Raw genomic sequence first — 19,902 nt, forward strand, 5'->3', positions numbered from 1 at the left:
CGTTGTTTCTCGACACGGTGAATCGGCCAACGCATGCCGGCGCAGGGAGCAGGCGCCGTGCCGAAGGAGAAGGGCGCGAACTCCACCCGCGAGACGTGTCGGCCGTCCGTGGGTGGGCGTCACGTCCGCGGGCGGTCGCCGTCCTCCCACACGATTCGCACCACCATGGTTTCAGTTCGGCGCGCCTTCCGCCCGCCGCAGCTCCTCCCGCGACACCGCGTAGCGCTGCTTGCAGTACTCGCAAACGACGTCGAGGCGATCCTGCCCGGGGTCGAAGAGGTGGTCGAGGCTTCCTCCGCCGTCCTTGAGGAGGAGGATGTTCCGGACGAACCGATCGTGGGAGCAGGTGCAGTGGAACCGGACCTCGCGCGAGGCGAGCAGGTGCCACCCCGTGGTCGCGAACGCCGCGACGACGTCCTCCTCGCGGTCGAGGGCGCGGCCGAAGATGCCGTCGAGCTCGCGCGCGATCCGCTCGCGCATCCGGTCCATCGCCTCGGCGGGCTCCTCGTCGCTCTCGTGCTGGCGGAGCCCGGGAAGGCGGTGGAGCATCGCGCTCTGGTCGCTCTCCCCCGAAACGACGACCGCCGCGCGCACCTGGTAGCTCTCCAGCAGCACGCGGTTGACGACCTCGGGGAGCGGGACGCCGGTGACCTTGAGGATCGACTGGTAGGGCGCGGTGTTGTTCGGGAACAGCTTCACCAGGCGCGCGAGGCCCCACAGCGCGTCCGGGAACTCGCGGAACGTCTCGGGAACCAGCACGCTGCGCGTGTCCCCGTTCCAGTTCGTCTCGATCTTCAGGCGGAACTGCGGCTCGTCTCCGTCGAGGTAGAAGCCGAACTGCTCGCCGCGCTTGAGGAACGCGATCATCGGCTGCACGCTCAACACGACGTCGCGGAAGTACGCGAAGCCGGGCCCGTGCAGCGCGTGCACGACGGCGAGCTCCTCGATGAGGCGCTGCCCCTCGAGGAAGTAGAGGGCGAACTCGTAGTCCGCATCCACGAAGGTGTACAAGCGGCTCGGGCGGATCGCGTCCATGAAGCCCGGGAGTTTACGCGGCCGTACCGTGCGGTGCTAGCGTGGGCCGCGATGGAACGGGGCCTGGACGGCGCGGAGGCTTCGGCGCGTCTGGCGCGGTACGGGCGCAACGTCCTGCCGGCCGAGCCGCCCGAGCCGGGCTGGCGCCGGCTCGCGCGGCAGTTCGTCGAGCCCCTCGTGTTGCTCCTGCTCGCCGCGACCGCCGTCGCGTTCGCGGCGTGGGGCGTCGAGGGGGCGCGCGGCGTCCCGTTCGAGCCGGTCGCGATCCTGGCGATCGTCGTCGCCAACGGCGTGCTCGGGTTCGTCCAGGAATCGCGGGCCGAACGGGCGATGGCCTCCCTGCGCGAGCTCACCGCGCCGGGTGCGCGGGTGATGCGCGACGGCGTTCCCACGGAGATCGACGCCGAGGAGGTCGTGCCGGGGGACCTGCTCCTCCTCGAGGAGGGGGACCGGATCGCCGCCGACGCGCGCGTCGTCGCCGCGGCGGCGCTGCGCGTCGTCGAGTCGATCCTCACGGGCGAGAGCGCCGCGGTGGACAAGGACCCGAGGCCGCTCCCCGCGGGCACCGCGGTCGCAGACCGGTCCGACACGGTCTTCTGCGGGACGATCGTCGCGACCGGCCGCGGGCGCGCCGTCGTCACCGCGACGGGCGGCGCCACCGAGCTCGGCAGGATCGCCCGCGCCCTGCAGGACCTGCCGGATCCGCCCACCCCGCTGCAGCGCGAGCTGGCCCGAACCGGGCGGCGCATCGGCTTCGCGGTCATCTCGATCTGCGCGGCGATCCTGGCCCTGCTCCTGGCGTCGGGCGGCGTGCGCGACCTTCAGGGTGTCGTGCAGGTTCTGCTGCTCGCCGTGTCCCTCGCGGTTGCCGCCGTGCCGGAAGGGCTCGCGGCGGTCACGACCGTCACCCTCGCCGTCGGGATGCAGCGCCTCGCCCGGCGCCGGGTGCTCGTGCGCCGGCTGTCCGCCGTCGAGACCCTCGGCGCGACCTCGATCGTGTGCACCGACAAGATCGGCACGCTCACGAAGGGGGAGATGACCGTCCGCGCCGCCTTCGTGCGCGCGGGGCGCGTCGATTTCACGGGGGTGGGGTACGACCCCACGGGCGACGTCTGGCATCTCGGAGGGCCGGTGGACGACCCGCGGGCCCTCGAGGAGCTCCGGCTGCTCCTCCACGCGGGCCTGCTGGCGAACAACGCCGACCTCGTGCGGGACGGCGGCCGATGGAAGGTCCGGGGCGACCCGACCGAGGGGGCCCTCGTCGTCGCCGCGGCGAAGTTCGGGCTCGGCGAGGCGGAGATCGAATCGGCCTTCCCGCGTCTGGGTGAGGTCCCGTTCTCCTCCGAGCGCAGGATGATGACGACCGTCCACGTCGCCGCCGACGGAAGCGGCCGGTTCGGGATCGCCTCGAAGGGAGCCCCCGACGTCCTGCTGTCCCGGTGCACCCACGAGCGGGCCGGCGATCGGAACGTTCCGCTCACCCCCGACCGGCGCGCGGCGATCCTCGCGTCCGTCGAGGTGCTGGGCGGGGAGGCGTTGCGGACCCTGGGCGTCGCATACCGCGAGCTCGAGCCGTCCGAGTCGGAGGGGGGATGGGACGCGTCGATCGAGCGGGGCTTCGTCTTCCTCGGCGTCGTCGGGATCCTCGACCCCCCAAGGCTCGAGGCCCAGGACGCCGTGATCCGGGCCCAGGCGGCGGGGGTCCGGGTGGTGATGATCACCGGCGACCATCCCGCAACCGCGCGCGCGATCGCCGAGGAGCTGGGGATCGCGCCCGACGACGTGCACGCACGCATCGATCCCGGGCGCAAGCTCGAGCTCGTGCGCGCGCTCCAGTCGGACGGGAGCGTCGTCGCCATGACCGGCGACGGCGTCAACGACGCCCCCGCCCTGAAGGCCGCCGACATCGGGATCGCGATGGGGATCGCCGGCACCGACGTCGCGCGCGAGGCGTCGGACATGGTCCTCGCGGACGACGACTTCGCGTCGATTGTCGCGGGGATCGAGGAGGGCCGCGGGATCTTCGAGTCGCTGCGGGCGGCGCTGCGTTACCTGCTCTCGTCGAACGCCGGCGAGGTCCTCGCGATGGTGCTCGGCGTGGCGTGCGCGGGGACGCTCGGCCTCGTCCCCGAGGCCGGGACCGGAGTCGTGTTGCCCCTGCTCGCCGTGCAGATCCTGTGGATCAACCTGCTGACCGACGCGGCTCCCGCCCTCGCGCTCGGGATGGGCCCGGCGGATCCCTCGCTCATGGACCGCCCTCCTCGCCCCCAAAGCGCCGCGGTCCTCGACCGCGCCATGTTCACGCGTGTCGCCGTGGTGGGGATCTCGATGGCCGCGGCGACCCTCGCCGTGATGGACGCGGCGCTCCCCGGAGGGCTGCTGGAGGGGACCGGCTCGATGCCCTACGCCCGCACGATGGGATTCACGACCCTCGTCCTGGCGCAGCTCGTCAACGCCTTCGCCTCGCGCTCCGAGGATCGCAGCGCCTTCCGCGCGCCCTTCGCGAATCGCGCCCTGTGGGCCGCCTGCGCCCTCTCGGCGATGCTCCAGGTCGCGGTGGTCTACTCCTCCGCCTTCGCCCGCGCCTTCGGGACCGTGCCCCTGGGACTTTCCGACTGGCTCGTCTGCGCGTGCGCCTCGCTCCCTGTTCTCGCCGTTTCGGAGGGGGTCGTCCTCGTTCGCCGGCTCTACAATCCCCGGTCATGAGCCCGCCCCTCACGACCCGTCGCGACGTCCTGCGCCTGCTCGCGGCCTCGGCCGCCGGGTTCGCGCTCCCCCTCCCCACTCTCGCCGAGGAGCCGACGATGTTGCGGCGGAAGATCCCGAAGTCGGGGGAATCGATCCCCGCCGTGGGGCTGGGGACCTATCGCGCCTTCGACCTCGAGGCGTCGGAGGCCGCGGAGTGGACCCGCGCGAAGGAGGCCCTGCGCCGCTTCGCGGCCGCGGGCGCGACGCTCGTCGACTCCTCGCCGATGTACGGAAAGGCGGAGGCGGCGATCGGCGCCCTGGTCGAGGAGAACGGCCTGCAGGGAAAGCTCTTCCTCGCGACGAAGGTCTGGATCGAGGGGCGCGAGGCCGGGGTCGCACAGATGGAATCCTCCCTCGCGAAGCTGCGGACCGGGCGGCTCGACCTCATCCAGGTGCACAACCTGCTCGACGTCGAGGTCCACCTGAAGACCCTCGCCGCATGGAAGCGGGAAGGGAAGGTCCGGTACGTCGGGGTCACCCACTGGCGCGACGACGCGCACGACGAGCTGGCGCGCTGCCTGGAGGCGCACGAGCTCGACTTCGTCCAGCTCAACTACTCCGCCCGGGAGCGCGCCGCCGAGAACCGCCTGCTGAAGGTCGCCGCCAACCGAGGGGTCGCGGTGATCGCGAACCGCCCGTTCGGCGCGGGGGAGCTCTTCAAGCGCGCCGCCGGGAAGCCGCTGCCGGAGTGGGCCGGGGAGATCGGGGCGGCCAGCTGGGCGCAGCTGTTCCTCAAGTACGTCCTCTCCCACCCCGCCGTGACCTGCGCGATCCCCGCGTCGCGGAAACCCGAGCACGTGATCGACAACCTCGGCGCCGCGACGGGCCCGCTCCCCGACGACAAGCAGCGGGCCCGGATCGCCGGGCTCGTCGATGGCCTCTGAGACCCGCGTTCGCCTCGTCGTCTCCGGACGCGTCCAGGGGGTGGGGTTTCGTTTCGCCGCCGGCGAGGCGGCCGCGGAGATCGGCGTCGCGGGCTGGGTGCGCAACCTCCCGGACGGTTCGGTCGAGATCGTGGCGCAGGGCCCCCCGTCGAAGGTCGCCTCGATGACGGCGTGGGCCGCTCGCGGACCGCGGTACGCCACCGTCGACGGGGTCCACGTGGAGGACCTGGAGCCCCTCCCCGGCCTCGCGGGCTTCGAGATCAGGCGTTGAGGGCGAGGAAGGCGTTCAGCTCCCTCTCCCACGCCTGCATGAACTCGCGGTAATACGCCTCGGTGAAGCGGTCCACGAACGCATCCCCCGCGGGGGAGAGGCTCGTGTGGGTATACGTCACGTCCGCGGCGCAACCGCGCGAGGCGGGATGGAGCCGTATCTCGAGGCGACAGGCCGTCACCCCCGGGGTGATCTTCAGCATCTCGACGAGTCCCGCATCCGGCTCGTGACGGGTCACGTACCAGATCGCCTCGGTCCCTTCCGACGGCGTCGTGAAGACGCAGTCCCGCTCCGCGACGCCGGAGGCGCTCACGACGAGGCGGGGCTCCCATCCTTCGGCCCACTCCAGCTCCCGAACCGGGCACAGCAGCGGGAAGACCTTCGCCGCTGGGGCGTTCAGCGTCTGGCGATAGGTGTGGGACGCGCGTCGGGGGGAGACGAGCTTCATGCCGTACCTCCGGTTTGCGGCAGCGGCAGGTCCACCGCCGCCTGGATCCGCCAGGCGCCGTCGATCCGGACGAACCAGTCCACGAATCCGCGGCGCTCCTCGTGAAGGGTGCCGTCGATCCGGACGGCGGCGTATTGGGTCCCGGTGACGAGGACGCCCGTCGGCGTGGGATCGACCTCCAGGTTCTCGACCCGGACCGCGACGATCTCCCCGGGGATCCCCTCGATCCCGCGAAGGAACCCCTCGACATCGACGGCTTCGCCGCCGTGGCTGCGGTGGGTGAAGCCGGGAGCGAGCCAGGGGCGCAGCGCCGCGACCCGGCGCCCCGCGATCGCGCGGGCGATCTCCTCCGAGGCTTCGATCAGTGCGGCACGGATCTCCACGTTCCCTCCGGGATCAGGTCGGCTTGATCCAGGTCAGCGAGTACCGCCAGAACAGGCGCCGGCGGACGACCGAACCCGCCAACCGCGCAGCGGCGATCCGGCGGATCTCGGGGATCGTCGCGTGCCGGTCGTGAATCTCGTGCAGGGCCCACGCAGCGCGGCTCGCTCGCGTCGGAAACGGCCGCCCCGACCGCAGCCACCGGATCGGGGGCGCGAGCGCCGCGCTGGCGGCCGAGACCACGTGGTCGCCGATCCCCGCGGGGGCGTGGAGGTCGACGACGACGAGCCTCCCCCCGGGGCGCAGCAGATCCGCCAGGCGGTCGAGCGCCGCCGCGAGGTCCATGTGGTGCAGCGCGGCGATCGAGACGATCGCGTCGAACCCCGATGCCGGGAGCTCCGCCTCGATCACGTCGCCGAGCTCAAACGTCACATGCGCCGGCGCCCCCGAGGCCCGGGCGCGCGCGATCATCCTCGGCGACAGGTCGATCGCCACGACGCGGGCGCAACGCCGCGCGATCGACCTGGCGAACTCGCCCGCCCCGCACCCGGCGTCGAGCAGGGCGTCGACCCGCGGGGGAAGCGTCCGCTCGATCCAGGGGTGGTAGTGGGCGTTCCAGTCCCATTCGGGCGCGCACGCCGCGAGCCGGTCGAACTCGTCGCGGACGAACTCCGGCGAGCGGGGGTTCACGTTCGCGAACCTCGCCACTCCGGCCTCAGGATCGCGAGGACCACCTCGTCTTGGAAGCTCCCGTTCTTGAAGCTCCGCTGGCGCAGCACCCCCTCCTGGCGAAAGTCGCAGCGCTGCAGGGCGAGGAGGGACGGCGTGTTGTGGGGCTCGACGACCGCCTCGAGGCGGTGAAGCCCCAGGCGCTCGAAGCCGAAGGCGATCAGGGGCGGGATCACGCGGGACACGATCCGCTTCCCCCACTGCTCCCGCAGCACGGCGAACCCGATCTCGGCGCGACGGTGGACGCGGTCGATGAGGAAGATCATCGAGGTCCCGACGACCTCGCCGTCGAGCTCGACCGCCCAGCGGTACATCCCTCCCTCGGCGAACGCGTCGAGGCCGCGCTGGATCCACTGCCGCGCCTGCTCGACGTCCGCGAAGCGGGCGACGGAGGTGTACTGCACCACCTCGGGGTCGGAGAACAGGCGGTACATCGCGAGGGCGTCGCCCTGCCCGAGGGCGCGCTGCGTCACGCCGTCCCCCACGAGCGTCGGGGGAACCGTCTCGAATCCGTCGGGGTTCATGGGGCCTCCGGGGCGGGCTTGAACTCCGTGACCTCGCCGTACGAAGAGAACCCGAGGCGGCGGTAGACGCCGACGCCGTCGGGCGCGGCCTGGAGCACCGCGGTCGCGATCCCTTCTCTCGCGGCGTCGCGCAACGGAGCATACGTGATCGCCGTCCCGATCCCGACACGCCGATGCGCCGTTCGCGTCGAGATGTTGTAGACGCCGGCAACGCCTCCGGCGACCGTCACCTCGGCCGTCGCCACGGGATCGCCCTCCAGCCGGGCGAGGTACAGGCGCTGCGGCGAGGCCGGTGCGAGCAGCCGCGGGGCGGCGAGGCGGTGGAACCGCAGGACGTCCGGGTCGGGAGGCGACCAGTTCTCCGCGAGGATCCGGGCGTAGGCCTCGAGATCGTCCGGCGTCGCCACCCTCGAGATCTCGATCCCCGTCGGCGGGGGTGGGGGCGGGGAAAGATCGGAGAGAGACGCGACCATCGCGAGCTCGGACTCCGCTGGAGCGAGTCCCGCGTCCTCGAGAATCGTGCGAAGCGCCGCGGGGGTCGAGCCGGGAGTCACCCAGCAGGAGTACGGATGTCCGGTCTCCCGGAAGAACCCCACGAGCTCCGCCACTCGCGCCGCGGCCCCCTCGCGGGAGAGTTTGACCCGACAGGCGAAGTTGAAGGTGTCGCAGGCCAGCCCCGAGTCGACCAGGACGAGATCGGGAGCGATCCGGACGCGGGCGTCGGGAAGGCCCCGGGCCGCCCAGGACACGTGGACGACGAAGTTCTCGTCCGCGGCGTCGATCACCACACCCCCGGCATCAACCGCTTCGTCCGCGACCGGTACGCCTCGTACTCGGCGCCGAACGTGTCGAGCATCAGGCGCTCCTCGGTCGAGAGCCGGAACACGATCATCACCACCATCGCCACGAGGTATGCGGGTCCGGCCACGAAGTTCGGGAGCGCCAGCGCCTGACCGATCGAGAAGAACAGGAGCGACGTGTACATCGGATGGCGCACCTTCCGGTAGACGCCGTCGGTCACGAGACGGTGGTTCTCCCGCACCTCGAGGGTCAGGGACCAGTTCGTGCCGAGGTCCGCGTGCGAGCGCCAGAACAGCCAGAGGCCCACGACCAGGAATTCGACTCCCAGCCCGAAGGTGAGCGGGTGAAGCGGGTAGTCGGCGAAGGACAGCCACGCCGTCAGCATCCACACGAACGGGATGAAGAACGTCGCGAACGCGAAGGCGAGGAGGGCCGTCTCCATCACCCCTTTCCGACTGGAGACGACCGGAACCGACCGGCTCCGCTGCCCGTGGGGCGCGCGGATGGCCACGAGCGCCACATTCGCCAACAACACGACCGCCTTGGGGACGAGGAGGCTCATGCGACGCGGCTCACCCTTTCGTCCGCCGCAGTGCGAACTGCGGCAACCCGTCCGCGAGCTTCAGCCACGGGATCCGGCGATCGCACCAGAGATGGTCCTCGGGTGTCACGACCGCCGGATCGTCGAGACTGCAGGCGGTGACGTCGCACGTCTCGGGAATCTCGACGCTCTCCCACGTCAGCTGGGTGCCGCATCGGCCGCAAAAGCGCCGCAGCACGCCGGGTCGGGACTCGTACGCGACGGGCTCGCCGCTCTCGACCACGAAGGTCGCGCGATCGACCTCGACCCAGGTGACGAACGCCGCGCCGCTCGCGCGGCGACAGTGCACGCAATGGCAATGGCAGGTCCGGCCCAGGCGACCGTCGATCCGATAACGCACGGCACCGCAAAGGCATCCGCCGTTCATGCTCGCTTCCCCACCTTCCGCCGCGCGGGCACCTCGCCGTCGAGCAACGCCGCGATCCGTTCGCGAGAGTGACTTCGGCCTTCCTGAGGGCGGGGGCGATCCCGCTCGTGGGCTTGACCTACATGCGAGGCCTTCGAGGTTCAGCCGGAGGATCCCCCTCCGCTATCGCGTCCAGCCCATCCGATCCTGCTCCCGCATCGAGCGCAACTTCGCGCGGAACTCCAGCGCGCCGTTCACGATCGCCACGAGAAGGAGCAGGGCCGCGACACCGTCCACCGTGTCGGGAGTTCGGACGTAGCTCACGGCCGAGGCCACGAACGCCCCGCCGACGGCCACCCCGCCGATCCAGTCGTGCGTCGTGATCTCGCTCCTGTAGGTGTCCCGAAACAGCTGCCAGTCGGCCATGCCGCCCTCCCGGGAATCTTGCTCCCATCCTAGCCCACGGGAGGGTGCTACGGCGCGGAGCACGCCGCGATCTGCTGGGTCGCGCACGCCGTCGCGGCGGGGGCCCGCTCGTTGCCGAGACCGTCGCGCCCGTACGAGCCTTCGTTCCCGGCGTTCAGCGGCACGACGAGGTAATACGCGGCGTCCTGATTCGGCGTGATGGTCGCCGTCGTCGCCCCGCCGGTCGAGCAGAGCCGCGAGACGAGGCTGTTCGGAACGCCGAGTTGCCCCTCGTAGACCGCGTAGTCCGTCGCGAGGCCGCACGCCGCGCTCCACGAGAGCGCGACGTCGCCGCCGGAGCGGTCGACCGTAAGTGGAGCGCCGGCGATCGCGTCCCCGTCCGGGACCGTCCCCGCACCCGGCGACGCGCCACCCGGGGGGATTCCGATCGCGTAGACGTCCACCGACTGCGCGGTCCCGCCCGACTCGTCGCGGTTGTCGGTGTAGATCGCGATCAGGTTCTGGAGCACGATGTCGAGTCCGTTGTAATCCCCCCACTCGAACCCGTCGTTGATGTTCGGCGATTGAACCGACGTCACCCGCTGCGGCACCGACCAGGTCTGTGCGCCGTCGGTGGAGTAGGCGTAGAAGAGGTCGACCCGGGTCCGGTCGGCGCTGCGCGAGGTGTCGTAGTAGACGACGTGCACGACGCCGTCGGCCCCCACCGCGAGCCACGGGTGGTACCGGTCCACCGTCAGCGCGTCGGCGGTCGGGTGCGGGGTCGTGACCGTCCAGCTCCCTCCCCCGTCGCGGGAGTAGGCGACCTGCACGCGCCCGTGATTGGTCGAAGGGTTGCTCGTCGTGGGCGCGGTCGCGTCGGTCCAGGCGGCGTAGACGCTGCCGCCGTAGGTTCCGCTCGAGAGGTCGGCGTCCGCGGCGACGTAGAGGAACGCCTGGCGCGCGTCGAACGACGGAAGGGGGAAGGTGAACGCCCCCTGCGTGGAGGCGACGACGATCGACGTCCCGAAGGTCTGCCCCCCGTTCGTCGACTTGCGCATGCGGATCGTCCGGCTGTTGAACGCCGGCCAGAAGTACCAGACCTCGCCGTTTTTCCCGCTGGCGATGTCGCTGCCGATCCCGAGCTCCGCGGAGTTGTTCGAGAACGTCTGGCTCGCGAAGGTGTTCCCGCGATCGGCCGACACCGCGAACTGCATCACGTTGTTGTTGTGCCAGGTGACGTAGACGCGGTCCTTGTAGGGAGAGGTCGCGTGTTTGTCGACGTGCAGGTATTCCTTGTCCGCGCTGCTCGTCGCGATCTCGCGGCGCGGATCGCCGGGGGTCGCCGACTCGAGGCCGGTCCACGTCGCGCCGAAATCGTTCGAGCGGTAGAACCAGACCTGGCAGCCGAAGAACGAGCAATTGCCGAGGGTCGTCGTGTAGGCGTTCGCGCCGTCCGAGGACCAGTCGACGGCGGGGTCCCCGCTCGTTCCCCCCAGAGGAAGGTTCACCTGCGTCCAGGTCGTCCCGCCGTTGGTCGAGTAGTGCATCCGCTGGCCGCCGAGGGGGCCGTTCGTCCCGGCGATCACGCGGTCGGGGTCGGCCGGACTCACCTTGATCGCCGACTCCGCCGCTCCGTTCGGGCTCGTGACCCGCACCTCCCCGGTGACGAAAGCGGTCGCCGCCGCCGGATCGTCGACGCGGACGCCGGTCTCGCGGTCGAACACCCAGCGGGCTCCGTCGCGCGCGGCGGTCGGATAAAGGACGTCGTCGACCAGATACCCCCCGAACATCTGGCGGAAGATCACGTACGCGTGACGCGGATACTGGGCCGGGCCACTCTTACGAAGCTCGGGGCGGGCCTGCCGCATCCGGACCCGGAAGAACGCCGGGATCGCCTCGCGATTCTCCGCCTCGTCCGGCGCGAGGACCGCCAGATCCTCGAGGGTCAGGTCGTAGTTCCGGTCGTCCCACGGTCCGAACGCGAGCAGGGATGCGTAGTCGACGCGGGGATCGAAGCCGCGCGCCGGATCGACGCGGACCGAGACGGGGGCGGCGTGGGTCGGAGCGGCGGCCAGCACGGCCAGAAGGCACACGACGATCTTGAGCCGCAAGGCGGGTTCCTCCGGGGGCGACAGGGATATACGGCGGGTCGGTGAACGGGGCAATCCGGGGGCACCGGGCCGATTCCGTTCCTTTGGGATCGCCGCCGCCGCGTCGTCGAGTCCGCTACACGACCGTCGTCGGCAAGCCCTCCGCGCGTCCGGGCGGGATGAAGTGCAGGCGATGGGTCAGCCCCGCGGCGGCGAACGCCGCCTCGATCTCCGCCCTCCCCTCCGAGAAGTGCTTCCACCCCTCGAAGTGCAGCGGCACGATCGCCGCCCCGGGGAGGACCGCGGCGACGGTGGCCCCCTCCTCGGCGGTCATCGTGAGGTGCGACGGCCCCGCCGCCGCGACCTTCGCCGCACCGAGGAAGAGGAACGCGACCGCGATGCGGTGGCGGAGCGCGACCTCCGCGACTCCCTCGAAGGCGACCGTGTCTCCCGAAACGTAGACGGCGTCGGAGCCGTTCCTGGAGAACTCGAGGACGAACCCGATCACGGGTCCCCGGTCGCCCCCGACGGGGCCATGCCTCGCGGGGGTGGCGGTGACGCGCAGGATCTTCCCGCCCGGAGCCTCGATCCCGATCGACGCCCACGGCTCGAGGCCGATCGCCGCGCCGCCCAGCCGCTTCGATCCCGCGGTGGTCGTCAACACGACGCCGGCGCTCTCGAGGGTCTCGCGCCCCGCGCGGTCGAGGTTGTCCGCGTGGTGGTCGTGGCTGAGCAGGACGACGTCCACCGGCCCGAGCGTCGCGACGTCGATCGCGGGGCCCGCGGTCTTGGTCAGCGTCGACGCGGGACCGGCGTGCTCGGTCCCCGCGGGATCGAACGTCGGGTCGGTGAGCAGGCGTAGGCCTCCCCACTCGATCAGCGCGGTCGGACCTCCGATGTAGGTGACGCGAAGTCTCGACTCCTGCATGGCACACCTCGACGACGACCGCCGTTCGGACGAAGCGAGGTTTCACGGACCTACGCTCCGAGCTCGCGGTAGTAGTACGTCGTGCTGCACCAGTCCCCGCCAGGGGTGAGCGCGTATCTCGGAATGTCCCCGACCCGTACCCAACCCAGCCGTTCGTAAAGGCGCGCCGCCGGCCCGTTCGTGACGGCGTCGAGCACGAGCAGGGTCCTGCCGCAGTCGAGCGCGACGCCATCCGCCGCGCGCATCAGAGCCTCGCCGACGCCGCGACGGCGCGCGCGCCGATGGACGAGGAGCTTCGCGAGGTCGGCGCGGTGAGGCTGGTTCTCGGGAAGGTCGAAGATCAACTGGACGGTTCCGCAGAGCCCCAGCGCGTCCTCGGCCACGAGGACGGCCCGATCCCCCGCGGCCACCCCCTGCGCGACACGCCGCCAGAAGCCCACCGCGCGGTCCCGGGTGATCGGCAGCATGAAGCTCACCGACGCCCCTGCCTCGACGCAGTCGATCAGGACGTCGGCGAGGGCTTCGATCTCCGCGTCGGCGATCGCGTGCAGCCGTCGGACGGATACGGTGGCGCTCATCGCCGACCTCGCGGTTCGGACGCGATCACCACGGCGTAACGCGCGCGCCGTCGCGTCGGGTTGTGGAACATGGTCGGGCCGTCGAGCTCCATCGCGAGGCAGTCCCCTTCCTTCAGGCGGTGGCGCCCCTTCCCGGTGGTGACGTCCATCGAGCCTTCGAGAATCCACACCTGCTGATGGATCGGTGCCTCCCGCGACTCCGCCTCGAAGCCGACACGTGCTCCGGCCGGAAAGTGGACCTCGACGATTCGCATCGGCTGGCCCGCCCCGACGGGGGTGACGTTGCGGCGGACGTACCCCGAGCCCGGGTCCTTCCACTCGATCTGGTCCGAGCGGCGCGCGACCGGGCCGGAGGCGGCCGCGGTCGGGCGCTCGGGCGCATCGAACAGGGACGCGAGGGTCACCCCGAGTCCCGCCGCGAGCTTCTCGAGGACGACCGCGGTCGGGCTCGATTCCCCGCGCTCGATGAGCGAGATCATCGATCGGCTGACCCCGCATCGCTGCGCCAGGTCCTCGAGGGAGAGGGCCCGCGCGGCGCGCAGGTCTTTCACGCGCTCGGCGATGCGGCGGGGGAGGTGCGAGGAGGCTTCCTTCATGGTGGACGGAATGTCCAGCATGATGGATGCGGCGTCAACCCCTTTTTCGCGGAGCCAGCGCCGGCACGAACTCGATCGTGGTGTCCCGGCGCTTCGGCGAGCGCAGCCCGCGCACGTATCTCACCGAACCCGGGGTCGGGTACTTCTCGGCGTAGGCCTCGTCGACGGCGTCGCGAATCCGTTCGCTGCGAACGCGGGCGGCGCGGACGCGAACGCGCCGCTTGCCGACCTGGATCGTCCCCGCGGGGTCCTCGAGAAAGGTGCGGAACCAGCCTCCTTCGGACTGCGTCCACGAGCGCGCGAAGACGCGCCCTCCGACGACGACCGCCCAGATCCCGATGAAGCGGTGGTCGGAGCGGGCGCCGGCGCGCACGCCGAGGATCTTGGCTTCGGCGACCGCGGCGACGACCGACGGAGCGAGCCTGCGGGCGCTCACGGCCGACTCCCGAGGTGCCCGGAGATGTCCCACTCCCCCCAGCGCTCGACGACCCTCCCGTCCTCTATCCCGACGATCTCGATCCCGGTGATCGTCGTGAGCCGGTTCGTCGGTCCGACGCCGAGGTAACGCCCGCGATTCGTCCCGACGGCCTTCCAGCGAACGGCCACCCGGGAGCGGGTCTCGTCGACAAGCAGGTCCTCGACCGTCGTGACGAGGTCGGGGAACGCCTCCACCATCGCGGCCAGCCCCTGCGCGAAGCCGGCTTTCGTCCCCGGTCTTCCGGCCGACGCATGATCGACGAAGTCGTCCGCGTGGAGGGCGTCGAAGCGGGCCCAGTCGACGGGGGCGCGCCACAGGGTGACCCAGTCCCTGGCGATCCGGGCCAACTCCTCCCGGCCGGATGTCGAGGGCGACATCACGAGATCCACTTCCGGCGGGCCGACATCAGACCCGTCGCGATCGCCACGCCGTACCACCCGAGACCGGTTCGAGTGGCCACGACGGCGGTTTCCTCGGCCGGCGGGTGAGCGGCGGGGCCGTGACCGCGTGCGTCGTGAGCAGGCCGAAGAGGATCGACACGCAACGGAATCGATTCATGGATCGCTCCTCGGCAGCGAATACTCGAACTCGTACAGGTGCTTCCCCTCGGCGATCGTCAGCTTGAACGTCCCTTCGATCCCCGCGAGCTCGCCGGTCCCGGAATCGGGAACCACGGTGATCGACAGTTGCTGGGCGCCGCGATGCATGGTGCCGGTGTGCTGGAAGACGAACGAACCTCTCTTCCCGTTCAGGGTGCCGGTCACCCGCTCGATGGCGACGTACCCCGCGGAGCCCTTCGTCGAGGTCATTGCGGTGAGCATCGTGCCCTTGCCCGTGCCCGAGAGGTCCCCGCTGAAGGTCTTGTCGAGGGTCATGCGGCCGAGCGACACCCCGTCGGCGGCCGCGGGCTCGCCGTCGGGCTGCAGGACGACCTCGAACGAGCCCTTCGCCATGGAGGCGGCTCGGGCGGGGGTGAAGGCGAGGCTGACGAGAACGACGGACACGAGCCACAAAGCGATGCGCACGGCGGGGGCCTCCTCGGGGGACGACCCCGGGAGTCTACTTCCCCCCGGCCTGCGCGTACGCAGCCGCCACAGCGGGCCCGGCGACGTACTGGTCGAAGAGAACGGCGCGCAGCTTCGAGTCGCCGGCGATCGACTTCTTGAACGAGGCGAGATCGACGCCCTTGCGGACCGGCTCGAGGGTCTCGCCGCGGGCGACGGCGGCTTCGACTTGCCTCCAGATCGAGGCGTAGAGCTCGGCGTTGAGCTTCAGGTAGGACGTGTCGCGCTGGATCGGGCCGTGGCCGGGGAGGATCGTCCGGGGCCCGAGGGCGGCGAGGGTTTCGAGGCTCCTGCTCCATTCCTTCACCCGCGACTTCGCGCCCACGAGCGGGACGGGGGCGACGAGGAGGTCGCCGGTCGCGAGGATCCCCTCCTTCGGTAGGTGGACCGCGAGGTCGGCGCGGGTGTGGCCGGGAACGGCGAGGATCTCGATCGTTCGCGCCCCGCGGTGGAGGACGAGCTTCGAGTCGACCGTCACGGTCGGGAGCAGGAACCGGGCCGTCGGGACCTCGGCGACGTAGCGTTCGACGAGGAAGAGGTCGCGCGTGATGCTGCGCCGCTCCTCGTCGGTGATCGCGCCACCGGCGAGGGATGTCCCGTTCGCGAGGGCGTCGCGGAGCATCTTGATCCCGTCGGGGGCGTAGGCGAGAAGCCCGTCGCGGTTGGTTTTCCCCTCGGTCGGCGCGTCCTCGAGGGTTGCGGGATGCCCGACGAGCTCGACTCCGGGGTAGGCCTCGCGCCAGGCGGCGTCGCCGACGTTGTGGTCGTCGTGCCAGTGGGTGTGGACGACGTAGCGCACCGGCTTCGTCGTGATCTTTCGGAGGGCCGCGATGACTTCGCGCGTCGACGCCGCGCTGACGTTGGAGTCGACGACCACGACGTCTTCGTCGTTGACGACGAGGAGGTTGTTCGCGTCGAACATCAGCCCCGGCTCGTGGGGGCGTACGGCGGCGTAGACGCCGTCGGCGAGCGGGACGATCTCGAGAGGCGCGGGATCCTGCGCGGCGAGGGTCGCGACGGCGGCGAGGACGAGGGCGTGCATCCGGGGAGGTTACGCGCGAACGGGACGCCCGGGCCGCCCCTGCAGGGAACAGGGGCGGCCCGGCGCCTGAATTGTAAGAAAAAGGGGCCTGACCCCTTTTAGACCCCCGGCTGGCAGAAGCAGGAGGAGGAGAGCTTGAGGTCGGCGCTCTTCCAGACGTCGTCGAACTGCGCGCGGACGACCTGCGCGTCGGCGTGTTTCTTGAGCTCGAGGGTGCGCGAGAGGCCGTAGAGCGACCAGCCGTTGCGCGGGTGGATCTCGAGGTCGCGACGGTACACCGCCTCGGCCTCGTCGATCCTGCCGGCCTTGAGGAGCGAGGCACCCAGCGCGTGGCGCACCGGCTGGATCCAGTCCGGGGGCTCGTCGTAGCGCAGCGCATCCTCGCGCTTCACCGCCTCGCGCATCGCCGCGAGCCCCTTCTCGACGTCGCCCTCGCGAAAGGTGATCTCCCCCTCGAGCAGGTGCTCGGCCACCGCGAGCAGATCGGCGGCCGTGTTGTTCCCGAAGGCGGCGTCGGCGGGGATCGTCGCCCGATGGGCGAGGAACAGGGTCTGCTCCGCGCGCGCCTCCTTCGTCATCCCCTTCGCGGCGTAAGCGACCCCGCGCGCGTACAGGCGCAGGGCGCGGGCGATCGGGAAGGTCTCCGCGGGCTCCGGCTCGGCGAGGATCTCGTCCCACTTGCCGAAGCGCATCAGGACCTCGAAGGGCATGCCGAGGAAGCCGTCGGCGATCCCGGCATAGTCCTTCTTCCACGCCTCAGGCATCTCGGCGACCATCGTGCGGATCTGGCCGATCGCCTCCTCGCTGCGGCCGAGCATCATCGCCCCGAACGCGCGCATGTGGCGGTTGTGCGCCATGTAGAGCCGGTAGAAACCCTGGTTCTTCTCCGCGCGATCGCGGTAGACGACGTCGGCGTCGTTCGCGGCGGCGTTCGACGCGATCGCCTTCTCCCAGTTCCCGGTGCGCACGTCGATGTGCGTGGGCATGTGAACCATGTGCCCCAGGCCGGGCTGGAGGGTGCGAAGCCGGTCCGCGGCGGCCGTCGCCTTCTCGGGGTTCGGGCTCGCCTCAACGGCGTGGATGTACAGGTGGTTGGCGAGCGGGTGTTCGGGGGCCTTGGCGAGCACCCCTTCGAGCGTCGACACGATCTCCTCGGTACCGGGCTGCGCGGTGCCGTCCTTCAGCCACAGGTCCCACGGCCGCAGGTCCATCATCGACTCGGCGAAGAGCGACGCGACGTCCGCGTCGTCCGGGAACCTCGCGGCGACCTCGCGCATCGCCGCGGCGTACGCCTCGTCGAGGGGTTTGCGATCGGCCGGTTGCGGGTTTGCGTATCGCGCGGCCAGGGTCCCGATCAGCGCGGCGTCGGCGGGCTTCTGATCGACCTTCGCCGCCGCCGCCCGCGCCTTCTCCGACGCGGCCCAGGCGGCCTTCGCGCGCTCCTCGGGGACGAGCGGGAAGTTGATGTGCGGGCCGTTGGCGGTCGCGATCCCCCACCACGCCATGGCGTTTCCGGGGTCGAGCTCCGTCGCGCGGGTGAACGACCGGATCGCCTCGTCGTGGTTGAAGGCGAAGAGGAAGTTCAGCCCCTGGTCGAAGTACCGCTGCGACTCGGGGGATGCCGTCGTCACCGGACGGACGTGCGAGCCCAGGCCGTCGAACATCGGGACGGCGGAGGCCGGCGTCGGCGGCGCCGCGGGTCTTCCGCAGGCGAACGCGAGCAGGACGAGGGCGAGGACGGGTATCGGACGCAACTTCATGTCGGCTCCTCCGTTGTCCCCTAGGCTACGCCGGAACCCGACGGATTCCGCCACGCCGCTGCTAAGCTCTCGGCCGCATGCGCCCCAGGACCCTCCTCGCCTATACCTCGGGAGCCGAACTCGCCGAGGACTACTTCGCCCGCAAGATCCCGGTCGGCCTGGGGATCCTCAACGCGGTCCTGAACCAGGCGGGATTCCCCTCGAAGGTCGGGAACTTCTCGCGGTTCCCGGGCGAGCGTCTCGCGCGGGTCCTCGAAGCCGAGAAGCCCGACGTGCTCGGCGTGTCGGTGTTCACGTTCAACCGGCACGCCTCGCACGAGCTCGCCGCGCTCGCGAAGCGGATCAGCCCTAAGACCTACGTCGTCGCCGGCGGCCCGCACGTCACCCACCTCGACCGGCACTGGCTCGAGCATTACCCCGCCTTCGACGCGGTCGTGCGCGGCGAGGGGGAGGACGCGATGCTCGAGATCGTCCGGGCCAGGGAGCGCGGCGCCCTCGCGGCGGGAATCGCGGGGACGACCGCGCGCGACGCCGCGGGGTCGATCGCGTGGTCCCCGGCGCGCCCTTCGATCCCCGACCTCGACCGCCTCCCGCACAACGCGGACCACCTCGCGCGCTCGATCGGCGTCGACGTCCCCGACCAACTGCGTTACTTCATCAGCTCGCGCGGGTGCCCGGGGGCGTGCACCTTCTGCAACACGCCGGACTTCTGGGGAAAACGCGTCCGATTCCGCTCCGCCGACGACGTGCTGCGGGAGTTCCGGACCCTCCGCGAGCGGCACGGCCTCGTCTACGTGTCGCTTCGCGACGACACCTTCACCGCGCACCGCCAGCGGACGATCGACATCTGCAGGGGGCTGATCGACTCGCGGCTCCACTTCCTCTGGGACTGCCAGTCGCGCGTCAACCTCGTCGACGAGGAGCGCCTGGCCTGGATGAAGCGCGCCGGCTGCCACCACATCCAGTACGGAATCGAGTCGGGCTCCGATCGGATCCTGAAGATCCTGCAGAAGGACATCACCGCCGAGATGATCCGCAAGGCGGTGGCGATGACCCGCGAGGCCGGGCTCGTCGTGTCGATCTACCTGATCAGCGGCGTCCCGGAGGAGACCGAGGAGGACATCGCCGCGACCCGCGCGCTCATCCGCGAGATCCTCCCGCACGACGGGATCGTCGCGCCGCTGGCGATCTACCCCGGGACGAAGCTCTACGAGGACTCCAAGCGTTTCCTCGGGGTCGACGACTCGATCTGGGTGCACGACGCGCGTGCGGCGATCCTCGTCCGCGAGGACGCCGCCGCCGTGAAGCACTACGAGGCGCTGGCGGAGGAGCTCGAGCGGACGGGGAGGAAGGCGGCGTACGGCCCTCGCGACTTCGACCGTTTCGACGCGGCGTACGGGTTTCTCTTCACCACGCAGCTCTGGCGCTCCGAATACTGGCGCGCCCGCGGCGACTTCGACCGCGCCGTCGCCGCCGCGGAGGCGATCGTCGCGACGCAGCCGGGAAACCCGTGGGGCCACCTCCGCCTCGCCGAGCTCTTCGAGGAGCGTGGGCTCGCCGAGGAGGCGGCCGCGGCGCGCGCGCGGGCGAAAGCGCTGGTCCCCAGGCTCGCGGCCTGAGACTCACTCCCCGTAGAGGATCGTGGACAGGCCCCGGAAGGCCTTCCGCCCCTCGGCCGCGTACCGGTGCGCGCGGTCGGCGCGGAAGAGGATCGCGTCCCCCGGACCCAGCGCGTGGACGCCGCCGTCCACGCCGAGGACGAGCCTCCCCTCCTCCACGAAGACCTGCTCGAAGGATCCCGCGGGGTGTGGTTGCGCGTCGTGGGACTTCCCGGCCGCAAGGGTCAGCTCGTAGATCTCCACGCGGTGCCCCGGGATCCGTCCGAGCAGCGGCCGGCTGCGGAAGGGATCGCGCCCGCCCCCCAGCCAGCGGGCCTTCGCCGCCCGCTCGATCCTGACCGTGGGCGCCTCGGCGTCGCCGAGCAGTTCCGAGAAGGGGACGTCGAGCCCGGAGGCGATCTTCCAGAGCACGGCGATCGTGGGGTTGGTCTTGAGGGTCTCGATCTGGCTGAGCGCCGCGCGGCTCACCCCCGACCGGGACGCCAGGTCGTCCAGGCTCAGCCCCGCCGCCTTCCGGAGCACCCTCAATCGCTCCGCCACCCGCCGGTTGATCGGATCCATGACGTTCCTTATA

General features: G+C 71.1%; 24 protein-coding genes. 4 read left to right on the forward strand and 20 right to left on the reverse strand.

From position 1 onward, the window contains the following. Positions 1-171 precede the first annotated feature (171 nt). Positions 172-1,035 (reverse strand): Hsp33 family molecular chaperone HslO, encoded by an 864-nt coding sequence (locus tag VF139_06170; GenBank protein ID HEX6850974.1) that lies wholly within the window; start codon positions 1,033-1,035, stop codon positions 172-174. Positions 1,036-1,086: 51 nt separating this feature from the next. Between VF139_06170 and VF139_06175 the strand changes: the two genes are divergently transcribed. Genes VF139_06175 through VF139_06185 form a run of 3 tightly spaced genes read left to right on the forward strand, consistent with a single transcriptional unit; the run spans position 1,087 to position 4,938 of the window. Next, positions 1,087-3,741 carry an HAD-IC family P-type ATPase gene (locus VF139_06175; GenBank protein HEX6850975.1) on the forward strand — a complete coding sequence of 885 codons (2,655 nt, stop codon included), beginning with the start codon at positions 1,087-1,089 and terminating at the stop codon, positions 3,739-3,741. Continuing rightward, a complete protein-coding gene (locus tag VF139_06180; protein HEX6850976.1) occupies positions 3,738-4,667 on the forward strand; it encodes an aldo/keto reductase in 930 nt (309 codons plus the stop codon). The genes VF139_06175 and VF139_06180 overlap by 4 nt, the downstream gene beginning before the upstream one ends. Next, positions 4,657-4,938, forward strand: a complete 282-nt coding sequence (locus VF139_06185) for an acylphosphatase (GenBank protein ID HEX6850977.1) — start codon at positions 4,657-4,659, stop codon at positions 4,936-4,938. Before VF139_06180 ends, VF139_06185 begins: the two co-directional genes overlap by 11 nt. On the opposite strand, the gene VF139_06190 is transcribed toward VF139_06185, so the two are convergent. The 18 genes from VF139_06190 to VF139_06275 all read right to left on the reverse strand — a co-directional run bounded on the left by VF139_06190 (position 4,928) and on the right by VF139_06275 (position 17,709). Continuing rightward, positions 4,928-5,386 (reverse strand): hypothetical protein, encoded by a 459-nt coding sequence (locus VF139_06190; GenBank protein HEX6850978.1) that lies wholly within the window; start codon positions 5,384-5,386, stop codon positions 4,928-4,930. The two genes, VF139_06185 and VF139_06190, sit on opposite strands and share 11 nt — an antisense overlap. Beyond that, positions 5,383-5,769 (reverse strand): nuclear transport factor 2 family protein, encoded by a 387-nt coding sequence (locus VF139_06195; protein ID HEX6850979.1) that lies wholly within the window; start codon positions 5,767-5,769, stop codon positions 5,383-5,385. Before VF139_06195 ends, VF139_06190 begins: the two co-directional genes overlap by 4 nt. Before the next feature lie 13 nt (positions 5,770-5,782). Then, positions 5,783-6,475, reverse strand: coding sequence for a class I SAM-dependent methyltransferase (locus VF139_06200; protein HEX6850980.1), 693 nt, complete (start codon positions 6,473-6,475; stop codon positions 5,783-5,785). Then, positions 6,454-7,020, reverse strand: a complete 567-nt coding sequence (locus VF139_06205; GenBank protein HEX6850981.1) for a GNAT family protein — start codon at positions 7,018-7,020, stop codon at positions 6,454-6,456. Before VF139_06205 ends, VF139_06200 begins: the two co-directional genes overlap by 22 nt. Then, entirely contained in the window at positions 7,017-7,805 is a 789-nt protein-coding gene (locus tag VF139_06210) for a GNAT family N-acetyltransferase (GenBank protein ID HEX6850982.1), read from the reverse strand. Before VF139_06210 ends, VF139_06205 begins: the two co-directional genes overlap by 4 nt. Beyond that, positions 7,802-8,383, reverse strand: coding sequence for a protein-S-isoprenylcysteine O-methyltransferase (locus VF139_06215; protein ID HEX6850983.1), 582 nt, complete (start codon positions 8,381-8,383; stop codon positions 7,802-7,804). Before VF139_06215 ends, VF139_06210 begins: the two co-directional genes overlap by 4 nt. A gap of 10 nt (positions 8,384-8,393) precedes the next feature. Further along, positions 8,394-8,789, reverse strand: coding sequence for a GFA family protein (locus VF139_06220; protein ID HEX6850984.1), 396 nt, complete (start codon positions 8,787-8,789; stop codon positions 8,394-8,396). A 162-nt stretch (positions 8,790-8,951) separates the two neighbouring features. Beyond that, positions 8,952-9,194 (reverse strand): hypothetical protein, encoded by a 243-nt coding sequence (locus VF139_06225; GenBank protein ID HEX6850985.1) that lies wholly within the window; start codon positions 9,192-9,194, stop codon positions 8,952-8,954. A 47-nt stretch (positions 9,195-9,241) separates the two neighbouring features. Next, positions 9,242-11,284, reverse strand: coding sequence for a sialidase family protein (locus VF139_06230; GenBank protein HEX6850986.1), 2,043 nt, complete (start codon positions 11,282-11,284; stop codon positions 9,242-9,244). A 115-nt stretch (positions 11,285-11,399) separates the two neighbouring features. Next, positions 11,400-12,191 carry an MBL fold metallo-hydrolase gene (locus VF139_06235; protein ID HEX6850987.1) on the reverse strand — a complete coding sequence of 264 codons (792 nt, stop codon included), beginning with the start codon at positions 12,189-12,191 and terminating at the stop codon, positions 11,400-11,402. Positions 12,192-12,241: 50 nt separating this feature from the next. Then, positions 12,242-12,769, reverse strand: coding sequence for a GNAT family N-acetyltransferase (locus VF139_06240; protein ID HEX6850988.1), 528 nt, complete (start codon positions 12,767-12,769; stop codon positions 12,242-12,244). After that, the gene (locus tag VF139_06245; protein HEX6850989.1) at positions 12,766-13,365 is read right to left on the reverse strand and encodes an XRE family transcriptional regulator; all 600 of its coding nucleotides are present in this window, start codon (positions 13,363-13,365) and stop codon (positions 12,766-12,768) included. Before VF139_06245 ends, VF139_06240 begins: the two co-directional genes overlap by 4 nt. A gap of 34 nt (positions 13,366-13,399) precedes the next feature. Continuing rightward, entirely contained in the window at positions 13,400-13,801 is a 402-nt protein-coding gene (locus VF139_06250) for a DUF2255 family protein (protein ID HEX6850990.1), read from the reverse strand. Then, on the reverse strand, positions 13,798-14,220 hold the full coding sequence (locus tag VF139_06255; protein ID HEX6850991.1) for an ester cyclase: 423 nt from the start codon (positions 14,218-14,220) through the stop codon (positions 13,798-13,800). Before VF139_06255 ends, VF139_06250 begins: the two co-directional genes overlap by 4 nt. Positions 14,221-14,248: 28 nt before the next feature. Next, the gene (locus tag VF139_06260) at positions 14,249-14,401 is read right to left on the reverse strand and encodes a hypothetical protein (GenBank protein HEX6850992.1); all 153 of its coding nucleotides are present in this window, start codon (positions 14,399-14,401) and stop codon (positions 14,249-14,251) included. Beyond that, positions 14,398-14,868 (reverse strand): DUF3224 domain-containing protein, encoded by a 471-nt coding sequence (locus VF139_06265; GenBank protein ID HEX6850993.1) that lies wholly within the window; start codon positions 14,866-14,868, stop codon positions 14,398-14,400. The genes VF139_06260 and VF139_06265 overlap by 4 nt, the downstream gene beginning before the upstream one ends. A 34-nt stretch (positions 14,869-14,902) precedes the next feature. Continuing rightward, positions 14,903-15,949, reverse strand: coding sequence for an MBL fold metallo-hydrolase (locus VF139_06270; GenBank protein HEX6850994.1), 1,047 nt, complete (start codon positions 15,947-15,949; stop codon positions 14,903-14,905). Positions 15,950-16,047: 98 nt separating this feature from the next. Continuing rightward, positions 16,048-17,709 carry a hypothetical protein gene (locus VF139_06275; GenBank protein ID HEX6850995.1) on the reverse strand — a complete coding sequence of 554 codons (1,662 nt, stop codon included), beginning with the start codon at positions 17,707-17,709 and terminating at the stop codon, positions 16,048-16,050. 77 nt (positions 17,710-17,786) lie between these two features. Here VF139_06275 and VF139_06280 point away from each other — a divergent pair, with 77 nt between their 5' ends. Next, a complete protein-coding gene (locus VF139_06280) occupies positions 17,787-19,328 on the forward strand; it encodes a radical SAM protein (GenBank protein HEX6850996.1) in 1,542 nt (513 codons plus the stop codon). Positions 19,329-19,331: 3 nt separating this feature from the next. Here the strand turns inward: VF139_06280 and VF139_06285 are convergent, their stop codons facing one another. Next, entirely contained in the window at positions 19,332-19,889 is a 558-nt protein-coding gene (locus tag VF139_06285; protein HEX6850997.1) for an XRE family transcriptional regulator, read from the reverse strand. Positions 19,890-19,902: the final 13 nt, after the last annotated feature.

It is taken from the genome of Candidatus Polarisedimenticolaceae bacterium (genome assembly GCA_036376135.1).
In the GTDB taxonomy this organism is placed as follows: domain Bacteria; phylum Acidobacteriota; class Polarisedimenticolia; order Polarisedimenticolales; family DASRJG01; genus DASVAW01.

Bases quoted from the DNA above. Each gene is read 5' to 3' on its own strand.
- VF139_06275 (HEX6850995.1), bottom strand. From the start codon at position 17,709: ATGAAGTTGCGTCCGATACCCGTCCTCGCCCTCGTCCTGCTCGCGTTC.
- VF139_06285 (HEX6850997.1), bottom strand. From the start codon at position 19,889: ATGGATCCGATCAACCGGCGGGTGGCGGAGCGATTGAGGGTGCTCCGG.
- VF139_06245 (HEX6850989.1), bottom strand. From the start codon at position 13,365: ATGAAGGAAGCCTCCTCGCACCTCCCCCGCCGCATCGCCGAGCGCGTG.
- VF139_06235 (HEX6850987.1), bottom strand. From the start codon at position 12,191: ATGCAGGAGTCGAGACTTCGCGTCACCTACATCGGAGGTCCGACCGCG.
- VF139_06255 (HEX6850991.1), bottom strand. From the start codon at position 14,220: ATGTCGCCCTCGACATCCGGCCGGGAGGAGTTGGCCCGGATCGCCAGG.
- VF139_06220 (HEX6850984.1), bottom strand. From the start codon at position 8,789: ATGAACGGCGGATGCCTTTGCGGTGCCGTGCGTTATCGGATCGACGGT.
- VF139_06215 (HEX6850983.1), bottom strand. From the start codon at position 8,383: ATGAGCCTCCTCGTCCCCAAGGCGGTCGTGTTGTTGGCGAATGTGGCG.
- VF139_06185 (HEX6850977.1), top strand. From the start codon at position 4,657: ATGGCCTCTGAGACCCGCGTTCGCCTCGTCGTCTCCGGACGCGTCCAG.
- VF139_06180 (HEX6850976.1), top strand. From the start codon at position 3,738: ATGAGCCCGCCCCTCACGACCCGTCGCGACGTCCTGCGCCTGCTCGCG.
- VF139_06205 (HEX6850981.1), bottom strand. From the start codon at position 7,020: ATGAACCCCGACGGATTCGAGACGGTTCCCCCGACGCTCGTGGGGGAC.
- VF139_06270 (HEX6850994.1), bottom strand. From the start codon at position 15,949: ATGCACGCCCTCGTCCTCGCCGCCGTCGCGACCCTCGCCGCGCAGGAT.
- VF139_06225 (HEX6850985.1), bottom strand. From the start codon at position 9,194: ATGGCCGACTGGCAGCTGTTTCGGGACACCTACAGGAGCGAGATCACG.
- VF139_06175 (HEX6850975.1), top strand. From the start codon at position 1,087: ATGGAACGGGGCCTGGACGGCGCGGAGGCTTCGGCGCGTCTGGCGCGG.
- VF139_06190 (HEX6850978.1), bottom strand. From the start codon at position 5,386: ATGAAGCTCGTCTCCCCCCGACGCGCGTCCCACACCTATCGCCAGACG.
- VF139_06280 (HEX6850996.1), top strand. From the start codon at position 17,787: ATGCGCCCCAGGACCCTCCTCGCCTATACCTCGGGAGCCGAACTCGCC.
- VF139_06170 (HEX6850974.1), bottom strand. From the start codon at position 1,035: ATGGACGCGATCCGCCCGAGCCGCTTGTACACCTTCGTGGATGCGGAC.
- VF139_06240 (HEX6850988.1), bottom strand. From the start codon at position 12,769: ATGAGCGCCACCGTATCCGTCCGACGGCTGCACGCGATCGCCGACGCG.
- VF139_06260 (HEX6850992.1), bottom strand. From the start codon at position 14,401: ATGAATCGATTCCGTTGCGTGTCGATCCTCTTCGGCCTGCTCACGACG.